The 19465-nt window shown below is 70.6% G+C and carries 16 protein-coding genes; 6 read left to right on the forward strand and 10 right to left on the reverse strand.

Annotated elements, in window-relative coordinates:
* Positions 1 to 29: 29 nt before the first annotated feature.
* The 5 genes from ACIPVB_RS08570 to ACIPVB_RS08590 form a co-directional block, all read right to left on the reverse strand.
* Positions 30 to 788: an ABC transporter permease gene (locus tag ACIPVB_RS08570; RefSeq protein ID WP_400368254.1), complete on the reverse strand. Its 759-nt coding sequence runs from the start codon at positions 786 to 788 to the stop codon at positions 30 to 32.
* Complete coding sequence (locus tag ACIPVB_RS08575) at positions 785 to 1465, reverse strand: ABC transporter permease (protein WP_400368255.1); 681 nt, start codon at positions 1463 to 1465, stop codon at positions 785 to 787. Before ACIPVB_RS08575 ends, ACIPVB_RS08570 begins: the two co-directional genes overlap by 4 nt.
* Complete coding sequence (locus ACIPVB_RS08580) at positions 1462 to 2286, reverse strand: ABC transporter ATP-binding protein (RefSeq protein WP_400368256.1); 825 nt, start codon at positions 2284 to 2286, stop codon at positions 1462 to 1464. Before ACIPVB_RS08580 ends, ACIPVB_RS08575 begins: the two co-directional genes overlap by 4 nt.
* Before the next feature lie 14 nt (positions 2287 to 2300).
* Positions 2301 to 2603 (reverse strand): DUF427 domain-containing protein, encoded by a 303-nt coding sequence (locus tag ACIPVB_RS08585; RefSeq protein ID WP_400368257.1) that lies wholly within the window; start codon positions 2601 to 2603, stop codon positions 2301 to 2303.
* 134 nt (positions 2604 to 2737) lie between these two features.
* Positions 2738 to 3670 carry a 4-(cytidine 5'-diphospho)-2-C-methyl-D-erythritol kinase gene (locus tag ACIPVB_RS08590; protein WP_400368258.1) on the reverse strand — a complete coding sequence of 311 codons (933 nt, stop codon included), beginning with the start codon at positions 3668 to 3670 and terminating at the stop codon, positions 2738 to 2740.
* Between the two features lie 240 nt (positions 3671 to 3910).
* Here ACIPVB_RS08590 and ACIPVB_RS08595 point away from each other — a divergent pair, with 240 nt between their 5' ends.
* Positions 3911 to 5491, forward strand: a complete 1581-nt coding sequence (locus ACIPVB_RS08595) for a stealth family protein (RefSeq protein ID WP_400368260.1) — start codon at positions 3911 to 3913, stop codon at positions 5489 to 5491.
* Here ACIPVB_RS08595 and ACIPVB_RS08600 read toward each other — a convergent pair.
* Together ACIPVB_RS08600 and rsmA are read right to left on the reverse strand one after the other, a co-directional pair.
* Entirely contained in the window at positions 5442 to 6377 is a 936-nt protein-coding gene (locus ACIPVB_RS08600; RefSeq protein WP_400368261.1) for a phosphodiesterase, read from the reverse strand. The genes ACIPVB_RS08595 and ACIPVB_RS08600 overlap by 50 nt on opposite strands.
* Positions 6378 to 6826: 449 nt before the next feature.
* The gene (rsmA, locus tag ACIPVB_RS08605; protein ID WP_400368263.1) at positions 6827 to 7669 is read right to left on the reverse strand and encodes a 16S rRNA (adenine(1518)-N(6)/adenine(1519)-N(6))-dimethyltransferase RsmA; all 843 of its coding nucleotides are present in this window, start codon (positions 7667 to 7669) and stop codon (positions 6827 to 6829) included.
* 67 nt (positions 7670 to 7736) lie between these two features.
* Here rsmA and ACIPVB_RS08610 point away from each other — a divergent pair, with 67 nt between their 5' ends.
* On the forward strand, positions 7737 to 9191 hold the full coding sequence (locus ACIPVB_RS08610; RefSeq protein WP_400368264.1) for a sugar porter family MFS transporter: 1455 nt from the start codon (positions 7737 to 7739) through the stop codon (positions 9189 to 9191).
* 426 nt (positions 9192 to 9617) lie between these two features.
* On the opposite strand, the gene ACIPVB_RS08615 is transcribed toward ACIPVB_RS08610, so the two are convergent.
* The 3 genes from ACIPVB_RS08615 to ACIPVB_RS08625 form a co-directional block, all read right to left on the reverse strand.
* Positions 9618 to 10508, reverse strand: a complete 891-nt coding sequence (locus tag ACIPVB_RS08615; RefSeq protein WP_400368956.1) for a TatD family hydrolase — start codon at positions 10506 to 10508, stop codon at positions 9618 to 9620.
* A gap of 119 nt (positions 10509 to 10627) precedes the next feature.
* Entirely contained in the window at positions 10628 to 12202 is a 1575-nt protein-coding gene (gene metG / locus ACIPVB_RS08620) for a methionine--tRNA ligase (protein ID WP_400368266.1), read from the reverse strand.
* Positions 12203 to 12257: 55 nt separating this feature from the next.
* Positions 12258 to 13274 carry a LacI family DNA-binding transcriptional regulator gene (locus ACIPVB_RS08625; protein ID WP_400368267.1) on the reverse strand — a complete coding sequence of 339 codons (1017 nt, stop codon included), beginning with the start codon at positions 13272 to 13274 and terminating at the stop codon, positions 12258 to 12260.
* A 170-nt stretch (positions 13275 to 13444) separates the two neighbouring features.
* Here ACIPVB_RS08625 and ACIPVB_RS08630 point away from each other — a divergent pair, with 170 nt between their 5' ends.
* The 4 genes from ACIPVB_RS08630 (at position 13445) to ACIPVB_RS08645 (ending at position 19459) form a co-directional block, all read left to right on the forward strand.
* On the forward strand, positions 13445 to 15469 hold the full coding sequence (locus tag ACIPVB_RS08630) for a beta-galactosidase (RefSeq protein WP_400368269.1): 2025 nt from the start codon (positions 13445 to 13447) through the stop codon (positions 15467 to 15469).
* A gap of 151 nt (positions 15470 to 15620) precedes the next feature.
* A complete protein-coding gene (locus ACIPVB_RS08635) occupies positions 15621 to 16856 on the forward strand; it encodes an extracellular solute-binding protein (RefSeq protein WP_400368270.1) in 1236 nt (411 codons plus the stop codon).
* A gap of 72 nt (positions 16857 to 16928) precedes the next feature.
* Positions 16929 to 18563, forward strand: a complete 1635-nt coding sequence (locus ACIPVB_RS08640) for an ABC transporter permease subunit (protein ID WP_400368271.1) — start codon at positions 16929 to 16931, stop codon at positions 18561 to 18563.
* A complete protein-coding gene (locus ACIPVB_RS08645; RefSeq protein WP_400368272.1) occupies positions 18560 to 19459 on the forward strand; it encodes a sugar ABC transporter permease in 900 nt (299 codons plus the stop codon). Before ACIPVB_RS08640 ends, ACIPVB_RS08645 begins: the two co-directional genes overlap by 4 nt.
* Positions 19460 to 19465: the final 6 nt, after the last annotated feature.

The following is a 19465-nucleotide window of genomic DNA, read 5'->3' on the forward strand; positions in this document are numbered from 1 at the left end:
CTTTTCTGGTGATTCGGGATTCAGATGGGTCATGGGGTCGCCGGCGGCGCGGCGGGCGCTCCGACGGCGAGGGCTTCGGCACGGCGCTGACGAGCACTGCGACGCTGGGGCTGCGCCGCGCCGGCGGCTCGGATGCCGCGCGGCACGACGAACTGTTGGAGCAGGGCGAACAGTCCGTCGATCACCAGCGCGAGCACGGCGACGAGGATCGCCCCGCCGATCAGGATGTCGAAGCGCCGCAGCGGGATGGCCGCGATGATGTACTGCCCGAGTCCGCCGAGGCCGATGTAGGCCGCGATCGTCACGGTCGCGAGCACCTGCAGGGTCGCCGCACGGATGCCGCCGACCAGCAGAGGCAGCCCGAGCGGCACCTCGATGCGCCACAGGATCTGCGACTCGGTCATGCCCATCGATCGCCCCGCGTCGATCACCCGGCGGTCGATCGCCTCGAAGCCGGTGTAGGCACCGGCCAGGAGCGAGGGGATGGCCAGCACGACGAACGAGATGATCGCCGCCTCGGGCTTGTGCAGCACACCCAGCAACAGCGTCAGCAGGATGAGCAGACCGAATGAGGGGATCGCGCGCGCGGCGCCCGAGATCGCGACGGCGGTCTCGCGGCCCTTGCCGGTGTGACCGATGAACCACCCGAGCGGGACGGCGATGGCTCCGGCGATCAGCACCGCCACGGCGGTGTAGAGCAGCTGGACGCCGATGGCCAGCGGGATCGAGTCGAACTGCCCCGGGTCGCCCGCGAAGATCCAGGCGATCGCGTCGCCGAGCAGGTTCATGCCTTCACCAACGTCCGGTTGGCCTGGCGCGACACCGTCTTGGCGCCGCGGGTCCAGGGCATGAGCAGGCGACCCGCGAGCACCAGGATCAGGTCGATGAGCAGAGCGAGCACGACGACGGCGACCACCCCCGCGAACACCTCGGGGATGATGCGCCTCTGCAGACCGTTGGTGAAGAGGTAGCCGATGTTCTGGATGCCGACCAGGATGCCGACGGTGGCGAGGGCGATCGTGCTGGCCGAGGCCACGCGGAGTCCGGCGAGCACCACGGGCCCGGCGAGAGGGAACTCCACCGCCCAGAACCGGCGGAACGAGCCGTACCCGAGGGCTGTCGACGCCTGCCGCACCCCGGTGTCGACGGAGTCCAGACCGTCGGCGACCGCGCGCACGAGAATCGCGACCGCGTAGATGGCCAGGGCCACGACGAGGTTCGTCTCGCTCACGATGCTGTACCACCCGGTCACGACCGGGACGAGGATGAGCAGGGCCAGCGACGGGATCGTGTACAGCAGTCCGGTGATGGTGATGACGCCGCTGCGCACCAGCCGATACCGCCACGCGACCCACCCGAGCGGGATGCTGATGACGAAGCCCACGATCAGCGCGATGAGGCTCTGGCGCAGGTGCACCAGCGTCAGCTGCCCGATGAGGTCGAGGTTGTTCCCTACCCAGTTCACGGGTGAGCGTCCTCCACGAGGGCACCCTGGGTGCGCCCCTCGGCATCCACCACGACCGTTCCAGTGGCGGTCTGCTTCAGGTGCAGCGCGCGCTTGCCCTTGACCGCGCCGATGAAGCTGGCCACGAAATCGCTCGCGGGATTCTCGACGATCTGGCTGGGGGTGCCGACCTGTGCGATCTTGGCTCCCTTTTCGAGGATGACGACCTGATCGCCCAGGAGGAACGCCTCGTCGATGTCGTGCGTGACGAAGACGATGGTCTTGCCGATCTCGCTCTGCAGACGCAGCAGCTCCTGCTGCAGCTCGTCGCGGACGATCGGGTCGACGGCACCGAACGGCTCGTCCATGAGCAGGATGTTGGGGTCGGCCGCGAGACCGCGGGCCACGCCCACCCTCTGCTGCTGGCCGCCCGAGAGCTGGCTGGGGTAGCGGTCGGCCATCGCGGTGTCGAGGCCGACGGTGTCCATCAGCTCCAGAGCCCGCGAGCGGGCGGCTCGGCGGTTTTGTCCCTGCAGGACGGGCACGGTCGCGATGTTGTCGGCCACGGTGAAGTGCGGGAGCAGGCCCGAATTCTGCATGACGTAGCCGATGCTGCGGCGCAACTGGACGGCGGGCTTGCCGCCGATGTCGTCGCCGTCGATCGTGATAGACCCCGAAGAGGGTTCGACCATGCGGTTGATCATGCGCAGAAGGGTCGTCTTGCCGCAGCCGGAGGAACCGACGAAGACGGTGGTCTTGCGCGACGGGATGACGAGATGGAAGTCGTCGACGGCGCGCGTGCCGTCGGGGAACACCTTGGAGACGGCGGAGAACTCAATCATGCGAAGGTCCGACCTCAGTCGGAGACCACGACCTTGCGGTCGAAGGCCACGTAACCCGCGAAGTCTTTGCCGACCCGCTCGACCGCGCCGTCGCGCAGGTCGGGGTAGGACCATGCGCCGTCGGTCAACTCCGCACCGTCGACGGAGATGTTCCAGTACTGGGCGGCCCCCTTCCAGGGGCAGGTGTACGGCGTGGGGCTCGCGTGCAGAGCGCCCTCGCGCACCGCCTGGGGCGGGAAGTACCAGTTGCCCTCGATCGAGGCGAGGTCGTCGCGGTCGGCTTCGGCGATCACGACGCCGTCGAGCACTGCCTTCATGGGAACCCCCTTCGTGGCACCCCGCGGGCACGGCACCCAGCGGTGAGGAACCACCTTGGACGAGGCTAGCGAGGACTCGACCGCGTCATCCGAAGATTGCTCCCCGTGACGACCTGGACTATGGTGCCGCGCGGTCAGACCACACGCGCGCCCGGGACCGGCCCGTGCACGTGCAGGGCCACCAGGCCCGCCGCGCTGAGCGTGACCTGCAGATCGATGGCCGAGGACTCGTCGCCGGCGAGGAATGCCAGCGTCGGGCCCGAACCCGACACGATGCCGGCCAGGGCACCCGATCCCTCGCCGCGCTCGAGCACGCGCGCGAGGTCGGGACGCAGGTGCAGCGCCGGCGCCTGCAGGTCGTTGCGCAACGTCGCCGCGAGCATGCGCGCGTCGCCCTGACGCAGGGCGTGCAGCACGTCGGGATCGACCGCCGGCATGCGCCTCGCCGGGCCGATGTCGACCGCGTGCCGCTCGCGGTGCGCGTCGAGCTCGCCGTAGACCACCGGGGTGGACATGCCCTCGTCGTTGGGTACGAGGACCCAGTCGAAACGTCCGCGGGCGAGGGCGGGGCTCAGTTCGTCGCCGCGTCCGGTCCCCACCGCCGTCCCTCCCAGCAGGGCGAAGGGGACGTCGGCTCCGAGCCGTGCCGCGAGGCGGGCGAGGTCCGCCGTCGGCATCCCCAGGCCCCACAGCGCGTCGCACGCGACGAGCGCGGCCGCGGCATCCGCGGACCCCCCGCCCATGCCGCCCGCGACGGGCACGGCCTTCCGCACCGACAGGTGGGCACCGCGGTCGATGCCGGCGGTCTGCGCCAACAGGCGGGCCGCGCGCACGGCCAGGTTGCGATCATCGGTGGGGACCCCCTCGACGTCGACGGGACCCTTCGCGCTGACCGAGATCGTGATGTCGTCGGCGGGGGTCGCCGTCATCTCTTCGTACAGCGACACCGCCTGGAAGGCCGTCGCCAGCTCGTGGTAGCCGTCGTCCTGCACGTCGCCGACCTCGAGGAAGACGTTGATCTTCCCGGGGGCGCGGACGCGGACGGATGCCGGTGCGAGCGCGCTCATCTGCGGCCCTCCGCCGTCGTGCGTCCGGGGACCCCGCGGTGTGCGAAACTGGTACGTCGGCCCGCTTCCCGACGCCGCTTCGACAGCGGTTCGGGAAGGACCGGGCCGGAGCGAGCGATGTGAGTCACTCTTCGACAGTAGCGCTCCGCTCCCCGCCGTTCGGCGTCGCCGCCGAAACGTCGTCGTAACCCCGGAACCCTACGGTGACCGGATCCCGTTTCCACCCCCCGAGGAGGCAGTATGCGCCCGATGGTCCCCCTGTCGATCGACACCGACCCCTGGCGCGCGCTGCTCTCCCGCTCCGATATCCGGATGCACGACGGCATCCTGCACGTCATCGACGACTCCTCCACGCCCTCGATGGCGGAGCGCGACGACCTGCTCACGGCCGCGTCCGCGATCGAGGCGGCGGGTGTGCGCGTGCTGCTCGTGCGCGATGCGAACCGTCGTCCCAAGCTGGTCGTCGACACGGCGGATGCCGAGGCCGCGCTGTCGGCGCTGCGCGACCCCGAGCTGGGCCCGGTCTACCTCAAGGCCCGCGGCGAGGACCCCGTGCCGGCGCACAGCGTGCACCCCACCTCCGGTTCGGTACAGGCGTTCGCGGTGTTCCGGCCGCGCACCTCGACCGAAGGCTCCTACCGCTACGGCGCCTCGCTCGCCCCCCGGCTCGAGCTGTGGCGCTTCGGTGAGAAAACGATCGAGGCACCCCGCCCCAGCGCCCTCACCCGTCGCCGGTTCGCCGCGGCCGACCTCGACCTCGTCGAGATCGAACGCTATGGGCGGCGCTGGATGACCGTGGCCGGCATGTTCGACCCGCACCCGAACGAGCTCACCGCCGACGTCGACATGGTCTTCTCGTGGGTCGACGGATCCTCGAGCGAGTTCCAGCGTCAGCGTGCCGCGCGGATGAAGGGCTATGTCGTCGGCGACGGCGACGACAACGCCGCGCGCTACCGCCAGGTCGACGAACTGCGCTACGCACTGCGCAGCGTGCACATGTACGCCCCCTGGGTGCGTCGCATCTTCATCGCCACCGACTCCCCCACCCCGGAGTGGCTGGCCGACCACCCGAAGGTCACCGTCGTGCGCAGCGAGGAGTTCTTCGCGGACCCCTCGGCGCTGCCCACGCACAACTCCCACGCCGTCGAGGCGCAGCTGCATCGCATCCCCGGACTGGCCGAGCACTTCCTGTACAGCAACGACGACATGTTCTTCGGTCGCCCCGTCACCCCCGAACTGTTCTTCAGCGGGGGCGGCGTGAGCCGGTTCGTCGAGAGCGGCGTGCGCATCGGCAGCGGTCCCGCCCACGTGGACCGCTCGGGCCACGACAACGGCCTGCGGGTCAACCGTGCGCTGCTGAAGGAGCGTTTCGGTCGCGTCATCACCCTCGACCTCGAGCACTGCGCCACGCCGCTGCGGCGATCGGTGGCCTTCGAACTCGAGCGCGAGTTCGCCGACGACTACGACCGCACGGCGGCCTCGCGCTTCCGCTCGGCGACCGACATCTCGGTCACCAACAGCCTGTACCACTACTACGCGCTGGCCACCGGACGGGCGATCGTCACGGCGGAACCACGGACGCGGTACGTGCAGACCACGCAGCTCGACTCGCTGCGCACGATGGAACGTCTCGTCTCGCGTCGCGACACCGACATGTTCTGCCTCAACGACGGCAGTGTCCCCGAGATCCCCGAGGAGGTACGCGTCCCGGCCCTCCGGGCCTGCCTCGAGCGCTACTTCCCGATCGCCGCGCCCTGGGAGAAGACCTCGGTCAGCGCAGGATCGGCAGCGGCGTCGTCGGCGGCGACACCGGTCCGCTGAACGCGCGGGATGCCGGGACGATGATGCCGGCATCCCGCAACCGTCGCTGAGACTCCTCGGCGTCGACGTGCTGCAGCGCCTCGCTGACCGCGAGCGGGACGACCGAATGCACGACCGTCTCGTCGTAGACGTGGACGATGTTGAACCCCTGCGCGGCATCCTGGGGACGGGTCCCCCCGACCGGGACCATGAGGTCCTGGGTGTAGCAGGTGGCCGACGCCACCGACACGGGGATGCCGGCGAAGGTCGCGAACGTCGAGTAGTGCAGATGCCCGGCGAGGATGGCGCGGACGTCGCTCGCCCGCAGGACCTCGGCCAGCGAGCGCTGATCGCGCAGCTCGACCGATGCCGCCAGGTCGAGCACGCTCGGCACCGGCGGGTGGTGCATGGCCAGGATCGTCCCGAGGGGTGCGGGTGTCGAGAGCACCTCGGCGAGCCACTCGCGCTGGGCCGGGGTCACCTCGCCGTGGTGGGCGCCCGGGACGGAGGTGTCGAGGGTGACGATGCGTAGACCGTCGATCTCGTCGACGCGGTCGACCGGCGCGGCCGGGTCGCAGAGCTCGCCCGGCAGGAGCTCGGAGCGGAAGGCCGCGCGGTCGTCGTGGTTGCCCATGACCCACACGACCCGCGTGTCCAGCCGCGCCGCGAGCGGCTCGACGATGGCGCGTACGCGGCGGTACGCGTCGATCTCACCGAAGTCGGCCAGGTCGCCGGTGAACACCAGCGCGTGGGGGCGGATGCCGGAGGCCTCGATCGCGGCGGCGGCTCGGGCGAGGTAGGCCTCGGAGTCGACGTCGTCGTACAGCGGGGCACCGCCGGCTCGAAGATGGGTGTCGCTCAGGTGCAGCAGAACCCGCTCGGCACGGGGGTACTCGGCGTAGCGCATCTCGGTCCTTCCGGGTCGTCGGGTACGACCTCGTCACCGGCGTGATGCTCCCGGTTGGCTCGAAATGTTACCGACATGTTTCGGGAACGCGTGATGAACACGGCGGGAATTCACCCCACGCGCGGTTGGGCTCGGCGGCGGCGGCCCGCCCGCGCGGTGCGTGCGGCGCCCGGCGTGCCGCGCCCGGGGTGCCGCGCGGTGCGTGCGGCACGGTGCGTGCGGCGCGGTGCGTGCGGCGCGGTGCGTGCGGCGCGCTGCGTGCGGCGCCCGGCGAGCGAAGCCCGGCGAGCGAAGCCCGGCGAGCGAAGCCCGCGAGCACAACGGCAGGCGTCGCCGCCGGCACACCGCGCGCCCGGAACCGACACACGGCGTGTCGCCGAACCCCCCGCCGTCGTGCACGGGCGGGGTCGGACGGTGCCCGGCCTGCCGGACGCGGCGCGCGAGACGCGTCAGGACGACGCGGCGATGCGGGCGTAATCCTCGACGGTGAGCTGCTCGCCACGCAGGGTCGGGTCGACCCCGGCCGCCTCGAGGCGGGCCGAGGCATCGGCCGCCGTCCCGCCCAGGACCCCGGCCAGCGCCTGGCGGAGCATCTTGCGGCGCTGCTGGAAGGCGGCATCCACGATCTGGAATGTGCGGAGGCGGTGCTCCTCGGTGCCGCGGGGCTCGGCATCCCGGTCGAAGGCGACCAGCACGCTGTCGACGTTCGGCACGGGCCAGAAGACCTGGCGCGAAACGGTCCCGGCCAGGCGCCACGCGCCGTACCACGCCGCCTTGACGCTGGGGGCGCCGTACACCTTGGACCCCGCCGGCGCGGCCAGACGCTCCCCCACCTCCGCCTGGACCATGACGACGCCGCGGCGCAAGTACGGGAAGGTCTCGAGGAAGTGCAGCAGCACCGGCACCGACACGTTGTACGGCAGGTTCGCCACCAGCACCTCGGGCTCGCCCGGCAGTTCGTCGACGCGGAGCGCGTCCGCGTCGATGACGGTCAGGCGGTCGTCCGCCACGCCGTGCGCGGCGGCGGTGGTGGGCAGGCGCTCGGCGAGGCGGTGATCGATCTCGACGGCCGCCACCGACGCCCCCGTCTCGAGGATCGCCAGGGTGAGCGAACCGAGACCGGGACCGATCTCGACGACACGATCGGATGCCGTGACCCGGGCGGCCTGGACGATCTTCCGCACGGTGTTGGCGTCGACGACGAAGTTCTGCCCGAGCTTTTTGGTCGGGGTGACGTCGAGGTCGGCGGCGAGCCGACGGATCTCGGCGGCACCGAGCAGGGAAACGGGCATTGTTCCACTGTAGTCAGCGGCGCCGCCAGTACCCTCCACGCCGTAGGGGCAGGAGTAGCGTGAACAGGTGAGTCAAACGCAGTCCATCCCCGCAAACGCCTTCACCCTGCGAAGCCCCTACGGGCGACGAGCCGTCGGCCTCTCGGTCGCCGCCGCGGTGGGCGGGTTCCTCTTCGGGTTCGACTCCTCGGTCATCAACGGTGCGGTCGACGCGATCGAGGGCAACTTCGAGCTGACCGAGGTGCTGACCGGATTCGTCGTCGCCGTGGCCCTCCTGGGCTGCGCGGTGGGTGCGGTCGTGGCCGGCGCCCTGTCGGACCGTTGGGGACGACTCAAGGTCATGCTGCTGGGCGCCGTGCTGTTCTTCGTGTCGTCCATCGGCGCCGCGCTGACCTTCAGCGTCCCCGACCTGATCCTGTGGCGCGTGATGAGCGGACTGGGCATCGGCATCGCCTCGGTCGTGGCCCCCGCGTACATCGCCGAGGTCGCCCCGCGGCAGATCCGCGGTTCCCTCGCCTCGCTGCAGCAGCTGGCGATCACCCTCGGCATCTTCGGCGCGCTGCTGTCCGACGCCCTGCTGGCCAACTCCGCCGGCGGCGCCGCGAACCAGTTCTGGCTGGGCCTGGAGGCCTGGCGGTGGATGTTCCTCGTCGGTGTGATCCCGGCGGCCGTGTACGGCATCCTGTCGTTCACCGTTCCGGAATCACCGCGCTTCCTGCTGTCGAAGGGTCGCAGCGACGAGGCGCGCAAGATCTTCGCGCGCCTGGTTCCCCCCGCCGACCTCGACCGGACCATGAAGGAACTCACCCGCACGATCGAGGCCGACCGCAAGAACAAGAACGTCTCGCTGCGCGGTCCGGTCCTGGGGCTGCAGGGCATCGTGTGGACCGGCATCCTGCTGTCGATGTTCCAGCAGTTCGTCGGCATCAACGTGATCTTCTACTACTCCACGACGCTGTGGAGGGCAGTCGGATTCGACGAGAGCAACTCGCTGCTGATCTCGGTGATCACGTCGATCACCAACGTCGTGGTCACATTCGTCGCGATCTTCCTGGTCGACCGGGTGGGCCGCAAGCCGATCCTGCTGACGGGCTCGATCCTCATGACCCTGTCGCTCGGCGCCATGGCGCTGTCGTTCGCGTTCGCGACCGGCTCGGGCCAGGACGTGTCGCTGCCGGCGCCCTGGGGCACGGTCGCCCTCGTCGCGGCGAACGTGTTCGTCGTCGGCTTCGGCGCCTCGTGGGGACCGCTGGTCTGGGTCCTGCTGGGCGAGATCTTCCCGAGCCGCATCCGCGGCAAGGCCCTCGGCGTGGCCGCGGGGGCGCAGTGGATCGCCAACTTCGCCATCACGGTGTCGTTCCCGGCGATGTCGAGCTGGTCGCTGCCCCTCACCTACGGCATGTACGCGCTGTTCGCGGCGCTGTCGTTCGTGTACGTGGCGTTGCGCATCCCCGAGACGAAGGGGATGGAGCTCGAGCAGACCGAGACGCTGTTCGTGAAGAAGGCCAAGTCGAGGGCCTGAGCCGCAATGCCGGGCTGAGCCCTGACGCCGGGCTGATCCCGGACGCCGGGCTGATCCCGGATGCCGAGAGGCCGGCGCCCTGCGGGGTGCCGGCCTCTCGCCTGTCGGCGTCGGTGCGGCACGCGCCGTCACGCGTGCGCGCAACCTCGGCGATGTGCACAGATTCCGCGGCATCCGCCCCCCGCGGACGGACGTTGCGCGCATCGCAGAACATTCGCACGGCGCACGGCGCCCGCCGCGACGTGCGCGCACAACCTCGGCGATGCGCACAAACTCCGCAGCATCCGCCCCCGCGGACGGAGGTTGCGCGCATCGCGGAGGATGCGCCCGCGCGACGCCCCTGGCGCGACCCCGCGCCGCACCGCACCGCGGCGACCGCGCGCGGACAGCCCCTACCCGACTCGGACGGCGAGCACCGCGGGCGCGTCAGTCCTCGAAGGCGCCGTAGACGCGCAGGGTGTTGTCGGCGACCTGGGCGGCGAGGTCGTCGGCATCCATCCGCCGTTCCGACGCGAGGAAGCGCAGCGTGACCGGAATCAGATACGGCGCGTTCGGGCGGCCCCGGTACGGCGCGGGGGTCAGGAACGGGGCGTCCGTCTCGACCAGGATGCGATCCAGCGGGGTGACGGCGAGGGCGTCACGGAGGTTCTGCGCGTTCTTGAACGTGACGTTGCCCGCGAACGACAGGTAGTAGCCGCGATCGGCGGCGATGCGCGCCATCTCGGCATCGCCCGAGAAGCAGTGGAACACCGTCCTGTCGGGGGCGCCGACGCGCTCGAGGGTCTCGAGGACGGCGGCGTGGGCGTCGCGATCATGGATCTGCATCGCGATCGCGTGCTTCTTCGCCAGCGCGATGTGCGCCTCGAACGACCGGATCTGGGCCGGGATGCCGTCGGCCCCGGTACGGAAGAAATCCAGACCCGTCTCGCCGATCGCGCGCACACGCGGCTCGGCGGCGAGCTCGTCGATGACGGCGATCGCGGCATCCAACTCCCCCGCCTCTTCGTACACAGGAGCCTCGTTGGGGTGGATCGCGACGGCCGCCAGAACGCGCGGGTGCGTGCGCGCCGCCCACGCGGACCACCGCGAGGAGTCGACGTCGCCGCCGGCCTGCACGACCCCGTGGACGCCGACCGCCCGCGCGCGCTCCAGCTGCTCGTCGAGCGACAACCCGGTCTCGCCGTCCTCGATCTCGAGGTGCGTGTGGTTGTCGTAGACCGGGATGCCGAGCGGCTCGGGCGCGGGGGGATAGCTCCTATCGCGCCGCCCGTCGACGGACCGCTCGCGGACGTACTGGCTCGGGTCGCCGCCGCCGATGGTGCCGCGGGGGCGCTCGACGGGGGTCGATCCCGCGGCGGGCGAGGCAGCGAACCCTTCGACGGGCTCAGGGACCGCGGCACGCTCAGGGACCGCCGCGGGATCCGGGGCCGACGTGCTCACGCCTGCTCGACGCGCGGGAACAGCGGCGACAGGCCGTTGACGGACGAGCCGGGACGCAGCACGCCCCACTCCCCCGCCTCGCGCAGCGGCTGGTCGTGCAGCCGACCGATGCTCTCGGCCGCGCCGAGCGCGATCCACAGCTTCTCGGTCGAGACGGGCATGACCGGCGACAGCAGCACGGCGAGCGCGCGCAGCCCCTCGGCCGCGGTGTAGAGCACCGTGCCGAGGCGTTCGCGCTTCTCGGGGTCCTTCGCGAGGGCCCACGGCTCGTTGTCGGTGATGTAGCCGTTGAGCGCGTCGACGATCGTCCAGATGGCGGCGATCGCCTCGTCGATGCGGAACTTCTCGATGGCCGCGTCGGCGTTCGTCGCGGCATCCGCCACCGTCTGCTGGATCGCCCGGTCGATCTCGGTCGTCTCGCCGGCCGGCGGAACGATCCCTTCGAAGTACCGCTCGATCATGGCGATCGTGCGGGATGCCAGGTTGCCGAAGCCGTTGGCGAGCTCGGCCTGGTAGCGGGCCGAGAGGTCCTCCCACGAGAAGGAGCCGTCCTGCCCGAACGCGATCGCGGAAAGGAAGTAGAAGCGGTACGCGTCGGAGCCGAAGACGTCGGTGATCTCGGTCGGGGCGATGCCGGTGAGCTTCGACTTCGACATCTTCTCGCCGCCGACGAGCAACCAGCCGTGCGCGAACACTCCGCGCGGCACCTCGAGGCCGGCGGCCATGAGCATCGCCGGCCAGATGACGGCGTGGAACCGCAGGATGTCCTTGCCGACCACGTGGTACGCGGGCCAGCGGCGCGCGAACTGCTCGGGATCGTTGCCGTAGCCGACGGCCGTGGCGTAGTTGAGCAGCGCGTCGACCCACACGTAGATGACGTGCGCGTCGTCCCACGGCACCTGGATGCCCCAGTCGAACGTCGACCGCGAGATCGACAGGTCTTTCAGACCGTTCTTGACGAACGAGACGACCTCGTTGCGCGCCGATTCCGGGCGCACGAAGTCGGGAACCGTCTTGTACAGCTCGAGCAGGCGGTCCTGGAACTCGCTGAGCTTGAAGAAGTAGTTCTTCTCCTGCAGAAGTTCGAGGGGCTTGGAGTGGATCGCGCACACCTTGAGACCCTCGAAGGGGCCGGTGCCGTCGACGATCTCGGCCTCGGTCTTGAACTCCTCGCAGCCGACGCAGTACAACGCCTCGAACTCCCCGGCGTAGATGTAGCCCCGGTCGTAGAGCGCCTGCACGAACGTGGCGACCCGCTCCTCGTGGCGGAGCTGGCTCGTGCGGATGAAGTCGTCGTTGGCGACGTCGAGCGTCTTCAGCAGCGGGAACCACGACTCGCCCACGAGCTTGTCGACCCACTCCTGCGGCGTCGCGCCGTTCGCGGCGGCGGCGCGCATCATCTTCTGGCCGTGCTCGTCGGTGCCGGTCAACATCCAGGTGTCGTCACCGGCCTGACGGTGCCAGCGCGCGAGCGTGTCCACGGCCACGGTCGTATAGCCGTGGCCGATGTGGGGGACGTCGCTCGGGTAGTAGATCGGCGTCGTGATGTAGAAAGATCGGCCGGAAGTCACCCCAGGATTCTACGGGGGCGCGTCGGGCCCCGGCGGTCGCGTGACGACCGAGCGCTCACGCGGAGTCGCGCGCGACAAGGGTGGTCGAGAGCACGACCGGGGCGGCGGGTCGCCCGGCGACGGCGTCCAGGAGCAGGGTCACCATGCGGTGGCTCAGCTGTTCCCAGGGCTGGCGCATGGTCGTCAACGGCGGTTCGTGCGTGGCGGCGAGACCGGAGTCGTCGAAGCCCGCGACGGCGACGTCGTCGGGCACGCGCCGCCCCGCGCGGCGCAGCGCCTGCACGGCGCCGGCGGCCATAGAGTCGGATGCGGCGAAGACGGCGTCGATGTCGGGGGCCCGCTCGAGCAGGCGTGCCATGGCCACCGCCCCGGAGTCCATCGAGTAGTCGCCCCTCTCAACGAGAGCGGGATCGAAATCGGCGCCCATCTCGTCGCGGAAGCCGACCAGCCGGAAGCGTCCGCCGGGGGTGTCGTCGGGACCGGCGATCATCGCGATGCGGCGGTGCCCGCGGGAGCGCAGGTACGCCGTCATCTCACGCGCCGAACCGCTCTCGTCGACCGAGACGCTGAGCACCTCCGCGCGATGACCGAGCGGGACGCCGCACGAGACGGTGGGGATGCCGGCCTCGAGCAGCGAGTCCAGCAGCGGGTCGGCCTCGTGCGACGAGATGAGCAGGACGCCGTCGACGTGGCCCGCACGGACGTAATGCTCGACGTTGGCGCGCTCGGCTGGCGTTCCCGCGATCAGCAGGACGAGGGTCATCCCGCGCTCCGAGAGCGCCTCGGCCGCTCCCCGCAACAGGAGCGCGAAGGTGGGGTCGTCGAAGAGCAGGTGCTGCGGCTCGGTCATGAGGAAGGCCAGCGAACCCGATCGTCCCGTCGCGAGGCTCCGCGCGGCGTGGTTGGCGGTGTACCCGGTGCGCTCGATCGCCTCTTCGACCGCGACGCGGGCATCGGGCGACACCCAGTGACCACCGTTGATGACGCGCGACACCGTGCCGCGAGAGACCCCGGCGGCGGCGGCGACATCGCGGATCGTCGGCTTGCGACGAGCGGTCGGGGTCTGTTCCATGCCGGAATGCTATCTGCCCCCGAGCACCGCTCCCGCCTTCGCGGGCGACCCGGGCTGGGACCGGTCACAGTTGGATAACGAACCCCCGCTCGATGTTGCGTCGCGCCGCCGCCGCACCGGAGGCTGTGACCGGTCCCAGTTTGGGACGCACGAAGATCCGATGGAGTGTCATGACCCGCGTTACCCTCTGGCCCGCTCTCGACGGCATCGCCTACGGCGGTGACTACAACCCCGAGCAATGGCCTCGCGAGGTCTGGGACGAGGACGTGCGCCTCATGCGCGAGGCCGGGGTGAATCTCGTCAGCGTCGGCATCTTCTCGTGGGCGCTCATCGAGCGCTCCGAGGGCGAGTTCGACTTCTCCTGGCTCGACGAGCTCCTCGATCTGCTGCACGACAACGGCATCCACGTCGACCTGGGCACACCGACCGCCTCGCCGCCCGCGTGGTTCTTCCACGCCCACCCCGAGGCGCGCGTCGTGACCCGCGACGGTCGCACGATGGGCTTCGGCTCGCGGGGCATGGCATCCCCCTCCTCCCCCGCATTCCGCACCGCCGCCGCCCGGATCGCCGGCGCGCTCGCGGAGCGCTACGCCGCGCATCCCGCGGTCGTGATGTGGCACGTGCACAACGAGTACGGCGTTCCCGTCGGCGAGGACTACTCCCCCGCCTCGGTCGCCGCCTTCCGCGACTGGCTGCGCGAGCGTCACGGCTCGCTCGACGGTCTCAATGCGGCCTGGGGCACGGCCTTCTGGGGCCAGCACTACGACGACTGGGAGCACGTGGGCGCCCCGGCCGACGCCCCGAGCGTCGTCAACCCTGCGCAGCGCCTCGACTTCGCGCGGTTCACCGACCACCAGCTGCGCGCGTGCTTCCGCATCGAACGGGATGCCATCCGTGCCCACGCCACGCAGCCGATCACCACGAACTTCATGGCGAACCAGAGCTGGACCACCGACCTGTGGGCGTGGGGCCAGGAGGTCGACATCGTCTCGGACGACCACTACCTGTGGGCCGCCGACCCCGACGGGCACGTGGGCCTCGCGATCGCCGCCGATCTGTCGCGCTCGGTGGGCGGCGGAGCGCCGTGGATCCTCATGGAGCACTCCACCTCGGCCGTCAACTGGCAGCCGCGCAACGTCGCCAAGCGCCCCGGCGAGATGGCCCGCAACTCGCTCACGCACCTGGCGCGCGGCGCCGACGCGATCCTCTTCTTCCAGTGGCGCGCCTCCCGCTCCGGGGCGGAGAAGTTCCACTCGGCGATGCTCCCCCACGCGGGCACGGACTCCCGGGTCTGGCGCGAGGTCGTCGATCTCGGCACGGCCCTCGGGCGCCTGGGCGAGGTGCGCGGAGCGCGCGTGCAGGCGGAGGCGGCGGTGCTGTGGGACTTCGAGTCGTTCTGGGCGCAAGACCTGGAGTGGCGTCCCTCGGTCGACGTCACGCACCAGGCCCAGGTGCGTGCGTACTACGAGCAGCTGTGGCGCGACGGCATCACCGCCGACTTCGCTCTGCCCGGTCACGACCTGTCGGGCTACCGCCTGGTCGTCGTCCCGGCCCAGTACCTGTTGTCGAATGCGGATGCCGACAACCTCGCCGCATATGTCCGCGGCGGCGGCACGCTGGTCGTGTCGTTCTTCTCGGGCATCGTCGACGAGAACGACGCCGTGCACCCGGGCGGCTACCTCGCTCCCCTGGCCGAGGTGCTCGGGGTGCGCGTCGAGGAGTTCCTGCCGCTGCGCGAGGGCGAGACGACCACGCTCCAGCGGGCCGACGCCGCGCCCCTCACCGCGCGCGCCTGGGCGGAGGACCTCGTCGTCGACGGGGCCGAGGTCGTGGCCCGCTACGTCGACGGTCCGGCCGCCGGGCGCGCCGCCCTCACCCGGCACACGTACGGCGCCGGGACCGGCTGGTACGTGTCGACGAGCCTGGATGCCGAGAGCCTCGCGCACGTGATGGCCGCCGCTTACGCCGACGCGGGGGTCTCGGCATCCGTCGTCCCGGCCGGGTGCGAGGTCGTCGTGCGGCGCTCCGACGAGAACGACTTCACGTTCGTGGTCAATCACCGCGACGACGCCGTCGACCTCGCCCTCGACGGCACCGAGCTGCTCACCGGCGCATCCACGGGCGGTGCGCTGACGGTTCCCGCGGGCGGCATCGCCGTCGTCCGCTCCGCGCGGGAGGAGGCCGGCCGGGCCTGACGCACCGGCCCCACCCCGAACGATGCCCGGCCGCACCGATGCAACCGGGTGAAAGGGCCGCGAGCACCGCGACCCCGCACGACCCGACCGCGACCACCGCGGTCGCCCGACCCGACCGCAATGGCTGCGGTCGCACAGAAAGGGACCCCTCATGCGCATGACAGCACCCCGGCGCGCCCTCCTCGGCTCGGCGGCGATCCTCGCCGTCTCGGCCCTCGCCCTGACCGGCTGCTCCGGCGGCGGATCCGGCGACGACACCGCCCAGGGCGGCGACGGACCCGAGATCGTCGTCTGGACCGACGCCGAGCGAGAGCAGGCCATCGGCGACGCCGCGAAGGCGTTCGAGGAGGAGACGGGCGCGACAGTGCGCCTCGTCCAGAAGAACTTCGAGGACCTGCGCAACGACTTCATCGCCCAGGTCCCCACCGGCGAGGGCCCCGACATCACCGTCGGCGCGCACGACTGGCTCGGCGCGCTCGTCGCCGCGGGTGTCGTCGACACGATCGATCTCGGCGACACCGCGTCGAACTTCGAGCCCGTCGCCCTCGAGGCCATGACCTACGACGGCCAGCTCTACGCCCTCCCGTACTCCCTCGAGACGGTCGCGCTCGTGCAGAACACCGCGCTGGTCGGCACCGAAGCGCCGCCCACGTGGGACGACATGATCCAGCGGGGTCTGGCATCCGGAGCCGAGCGCCCGTTCGTCATCAACACCGCCGGCGAGACCGGCGACGGCTACACGATGTACGGTCTGCAGACCTCGTTCGGCGCCCCCGTGTTCGTGCAGGACGCCAGCGGCTCCTACACATCCGAGGTGGGCATGGGCGGGGCTGCGGGCGAGAGCTTCGCGAAGTGGCTGTCGACCAACGGCCAGGCGGGATATCTCTCGACCACGATCGACTACGACATCAACAACGAGCTCTTCGCGAGCGGCAAGGCGCCGTACACCGTGCAGGGCCCCTGGGCGATCAGCTCGTTCGAGGGCATCGATGTCGCGGTGAACCCGATCCCCAGCGCCGGCGGCGAGACCGCCGCGCCCTTCGTGGGCGTGCAGGGCTTCTACCTCAGCGCGCAGAGCAAGAACGCGCTGCTCGCGACGGAGTTCCTCGTGAACTACCTCGGCACCGAGGACGCGCAGCGCGCGCTCTACGAGGCCGACCCGCGCATCCCCGCGTACACCTCGCTCGGTCAGGAGGTGGCATCCGACCCGATCATCGCCGGATTCCTCGCCTCGGCCCAGAACGGCGTGCCGATGCCGTCGATCCCCGAGATGGGGTCGGTGTGGGACCTCTGGAACGCCGCCGAGGCGCAGATCATCTCCGGCGCCGAGCCCGTCTCGACGTGGAACCAGATGATCACCGACCTGCAGAGCACGCTGGCCGGCTGACGACACGCTCCGTGGGCGGGCGCGATCACCCGCGCCCGCCCGCGGTACCACCCCGACGAATCCGGAGCACCCATGTCGGTCACCCCACCCGTCGCGCCCCCGGGCGCGGCCCCCACCGCCCCCGCGCCCCTCCCGGCGCCCCGGCGCGAGTCCCACGCCCGCAGCTTCCGCGGCATCGGCGTCGGCTTCGTCGTGAAGCTCGTGATCATGGCGGTCGTCAACGCCTTCGGCATCCTGACGATCCTCACCGCCGTCGGCGCCGACTCGTGGCTGCTGGCGTCGATCACCGCCGTGCTGTTGATCGTCGCCGACATCGTCTACTTCACCCGGCGCGCCCTGCCGCTGAAGTACCTGCTGCCGGGGCTGATCTTCCTCTTCGCCTTCCAGGTCTTCATCTTCGGCTACACCGCGTACATCGCCTTCACGAACTACGGCACCGGTCACGCGGGCTCCCAAGCGCAGGCGGTGGATGCCACCCTGATCCAGGGCGAACGCCGGGTCGACGACTCCGCCACCTACCCCATGGCCGTGGTGGAACGTCTCGGCACCTACGGCCTCGCGATCGCCGACGACGGCGTCGTGCGCGTGGGCACGCCCGACGAACCCCTGGCCACCGTCGACGGTGAGATCGGCGCGAGCGGCGCCCCCACCGAGGTTTCGGGCTGGACCGTCGTGCCGCGTGCCGAGGTGCTCACCGACCCCGCGGTGCAGCAGGCTGCTGCGGCTCTCCGGGTCCCCCTGTCCGACGACCCCAACGACGGTGCGCTGCGCACACGCGACGGCTCCACCGCGACGGTCTACACCTCGACCCTTGTGTGGGACGAGCAGGCGCAGACCATCACCGACACCACGACCGGCATGGTCTACACGGCCACCGACGGCGGTACCTTCACCGCGGCCGACGGGCAAAGCCTGCCGACCGGCTGGTACGTGAACGTCGGGTTCGAGAACTTCCTGCGCGTCTTCACCGACGGCGCGCTGGTGCAGCCGCTGCTGTCGGTCACGGGTTGGACGTTCGCGTTCGCGATCCTGTCGGTCGTGGTCAGCTTCGGCCTCGGGCTGCTCTTCGCGATGATCTTCAACGACCCGCGCGTGCGGGCGCGGAAGTTCCTGCGAACCCTGTTCATCCTCCCGTACGCGTTCCCCGCGTTCATGTCGGCGCTGCTGTTCCGCGGCATGTTCAACTCCGAGTTCGGTGTCATCAACGACGTCTTCTTCTTCGGCCTGCCGATCAACTGGCTCGGCGACCCGGTGCTCGCGAAGCTCGCCGTCCTGTGGGTGAACGTGTGGCTGAGCTACCCGTACTGGTTCCTCGTCTGCACGGGCGCCCTGCAGGCGTTGCCGTCCGACACGCTCGAAGCGGCTCAGCTCGACGGCGCCGGGCGCTGGCGCTCGTTCCGCTCGATCGTGCTGCCCCTGCTGCTGGTGTCGACCGCTCCGCTGGCGATCTCGTCGTTCGCGTTCAGCTTCAACAACTTCACCGTCATCTACATGTTCAACAACGGCGGACCCGCGATACCCGGCGCACCCTACGCACTGGGCTCGACCGACATCCTCATCTCCGCCATCTACGACATCTCCGGCGTCTCGGGCGGAGCCGCCGACTACGGCCTCGCGAGCGCCCTGTCGATCGTCGTCTTCGTCGTGGTCGGCGCGATCTCCGCCCTCGCCTTCCGCCAGACCCGCAAGCTCGAGGAGTTCTCATGACCGTGACCGCACGCGGCACCGGGCGCGACGCCGTCCGCCGCGCCCCCGCGAGAAAGCGTCGCTGGCTCGCCGAGGTCGGCTGGAAGTACCCCGTTGCCGCTCTAATCGCGTTCTACGCGCTCTTCCCCCTCGTCTACGTGCTCTCGGCGTCGCTCAACCCGCGCGGCAGCCTCGCCTCGTCGAACGCCCTGTTCTCGGCGGTCGACTTCTCGAACTACGCCGCCCTGTCGGGCACGAGCTACTGGACGTGGGTGGGGAACACCCTCTTCATCGGGGGCGTCGCCTCGGTCGGCGCGGTACTCATGGGCGCGGCCGGCGCCTACGCGTTCTCCCGCTTCCGCTTCTCGGGGCGGCGCGCGAGCCTCACCGGCCTGCTCATCGTGCAGATGTTCCCGCAGGCGCTGGCGTTCGTGGCGATCTTCCTGATGCTCCTGACCATCGGCGAGGTCGTTCCCGCGCTCGGCATCAACTCCAAGCTCGCGCTCATCTGCGTCTACCTCGGCGGCGCGCTCGGCGCGAACACCTTCCTCATGTACGGCTTCTTCAACACGATCCCGATCGAGATCGACGAATCGGCCAAGATCGACGGCGCGACGCACGCGCAGATCTTCTGGCGCCTGATCATGCCGCTCGTGACGCCGATCCTCGCCGTCGTGGCCCTGCTCGCCTTCATCGCTGCCTTCGGCGACTACATCCTCGCGCGCATCATCCTCGTGTCCGAAGACAACTGGACCCTCGCCGTCGGCATGTACCAGTGGGTCTCGAACCAGCTCACCTCCCGGTGGGGCCTGTTCGCCGCGGGCTCGGTGGTCGCGTCGATCCCGGTCCTCGCCCTGTTCCTGTCGCTGCAGCGCTACATCGTCGGCGGCCTCACCCAGGGGTCGGTCAAGGGCTGAGCCCCG

Source organism: Microbacterium sp. NPDC090007, from assembly GCF_044748345.1.
In the GTDB taxonomy this organism is placed as follows: Bacteria; Actinomycetota; Actinomycetes; order Actinomycetales; family Microbacteriaceae; genus Microbacterium.